Origin of the sequence: Palleronia sp., from assembly GCF_042089775.1 — a bacterium.
GTDB lineage: Bacteria > Pseudomonadota > Alphaproteobacteria > Rhodobacterales > Rhodobacteraceae > Palleronia.
Map to the genome: position 1 here is coordinate 1 of NZ_JBELKF010000104.1, position 2,144 is coordinate 2,144.

3 protein-coding genes are annotated in these 2,144 nt (G+C 69.3%); 1 reads left to right on the forward strand and 2 read right to left on the reverse strand.

Annotation, left to right across the window (positions count from 1 at the left end; genetic code table 11):
* On the forward strand, window positions 1–484 hold a 484-nt coding region (locus tag ACFDS3_RS17205; protein ID WP_375263585.1), incomplete at its 5' end, for a glycosyltransferase family 4 protein.
* A 4-nt stretch (window positions 485–488) separates the two neighbouring features.
* Here the strand turns inward: ACFDS3_RS17205 and ACFDS3_RS17210 are convergent.
* A complete protein-coding gene (locus tag ACFDS3_RS17210) occupies window positions 489–1,649 on the reverse strand; it encodes a M20 aminoacylase family protein (RefSeq protein ID WP_375263586.1) in 1,161 nt (386 codons plus the stop codon).
* A 9-nt stretch (window positions 1,650–1,658) separates the two neighbouring features.
* On the reverse strand, window positions 1,659–2,144 hold a 486-nt coding region (locus tag ACFDS3_RS17215; protein ID WP_375263587.1), incomplete at its 5' end, for an NAD(P)/FAD-dependent oxidoreductase.

The following is a 2,144-nucleotide window of genomic DNA, read 5'->3' on the forward strand; positions in this document are numbered from 1 at the left end:
CATTGGCCTTGCCAAGCCCTCGGATGAGGCCTTCGTCGCCGACCTGCACCGCCGCATCGATGCGAAAGGGCTGGGCGACCGCTTCCACTTCACCGGCGTCCTGCCCCTTGACCGCCTGCGGTCTGAGATCCTGCCCGCCCTCTCTCTCGTCGTGAACGTGGCGCGCTACGAACCTTTCGGTGTCGTCCCGATCGAGGGCATGGCCGCCGGCACGCCCTTTGTCTGCTCGGATACCGGCCACTACCGGGCCTTCTCGGACGGCGGCCGCACCGGCCTGATCGTCCAGACCGAGGACGCGGACGCAACCGCCGCGGCTGTGGGAGGGCTGCTGTCGAACCCCGACCGGATCGAGCACATGGGCCGGGCCGCGCGCAAAAAAGCTGTCGCCGACCACTCCATTGCGCGCGAGGCCGATGGGGCGGCGGAAGTCTACGAACGTCTCTGGGCGGGCGAGGATTTGGCTGTCCACCGCCCACCGCTCTAGCGGATCAGCGCGCGGGCAGCCGCTGTTCGACCAGCGTCGCCCAGTAGCTCACGCCAGCCGGGATCGCATCGTCGTCGAAGTCGAAATTGCCGGAATGAAGCGGCGCGGTGTCGCCGTTCCCGACAAGGATGTAGGCCCCCGGCCGCGCATTGAGCATGTAGGCGAAATCCTCTCCACCCATCACCAGATCGGCTGCCGCGCAATCACCGGCAACGACGCGCGCGGCCTCGGCGGCGTATTCGGTGTGGGTGTGGTGGTTCGCCATGATCGGATAATTGCGCTCGTACCGGACGCGCGCTTCGGCCCCGTGCGCGGCGGCGATGCCTTCCGCGATGCGGGCGATCCGGGCCTCGGCCATGTCCTGCACCTCGGGCGCGAGGGTCCGCACCGTGCCCTTCATGTTCACCCGCCCAGGGATCACGTTGAACGCGGTCGAGGATGTCTCGAACGAGGTCACCGACACCACCACCTGCTTCGTCGGATCAACCACGCGCGAGGCGATCGTCTGGAGCGCACCCACGATCTCGGCCGCGATGACGGTTGCATCGACCGTCTCGTGCGGCTTGGCCGCGTGGCCGCCCTGCCCGATCACGTCGATCTCGAACACGTCCGTGGCGGCGAAGAATGCGCCCGCGCGGATCGCGAAGCTGCCCAGCGGCAGGCCGGGCCAGTTGTGCATGCCGTAGACTTCCTCAATCCCGAAGCGCTCCATCATGCCGTCCTGCACCATGACCTCGCCGCCGCCGCCGCCTTCTTCGGCGGGCTGGAAGATCACCGCGACCGTCCCGTCGAAGCCCCGCGTCTCGGCCAGGTAGCGCGCAGCGCCCAAAAGCATCGCGGTGTGCCCGTCATGGCCGCAGGCGTGCATGTTGCCCGGCACCTCGCTGGCATAGTCCGCGCCCGTCGTCTCGGCGATGGGCAACGCATCCATGTCCGCGCGCAGGCCGACGCAGCGCCCCGGACCGCCGGCGCCGTGGATCACCCCGACGACACCCGTGCGACCGATCCCGGTGACGACATCGTCACAGCCGAACGCGCGCAGCTTTTCAGCCACGAAGGCCGACGTCTCGTGCGTGTCGAACAGCAGCTCGGGGCGCCGGTGCAGGTGCTGGCGCCACGCGGCGACCTCGGGGGCCATGTCGGCAATGCGGTTACGGATGGGCATGGGGTCCTCTTACAGATGAAAGGCCGCCCGCCGGGTGCCGTCCCGGAAGCGTGAAAAACGGAAAGCCGTCAGATCGGTGCCGGGGTCGCGGCCCAGCGCAAGGTCCGCGGCGGCGCGCCCCACTCCGGGGCCGATGCCGAAGCCGTGGCCCGACAGGCCGGTCAGAAGCGTGAGGCCGGGTAGGTCCGGGACGCGGTCGATCACCGGGATCATGTCCGGCAGGCTGTCGATCATTCCGGCCCAGGCCTTCCGTATGCGCACCGACCCGATCGAGGGGAAAGCGTCCTGGAACTGCCGGACCATCCGCGCAACGAAGCGGCCGTTGGGGGGCGGGTCGAGGACACGCATCCGCTCGAACGGGCTTTCCTCGTCTTCGGCCCAGCGCGTCGCGCGGCGCCAGGCGTCCGGGTAGCCGGCGGGCGAGGCGGGGCGCAAATTCGTCGACAGGATGTCGCGCCGAAACTCGGGGAAGTAGGCGCGCGCATGGCGCACAGC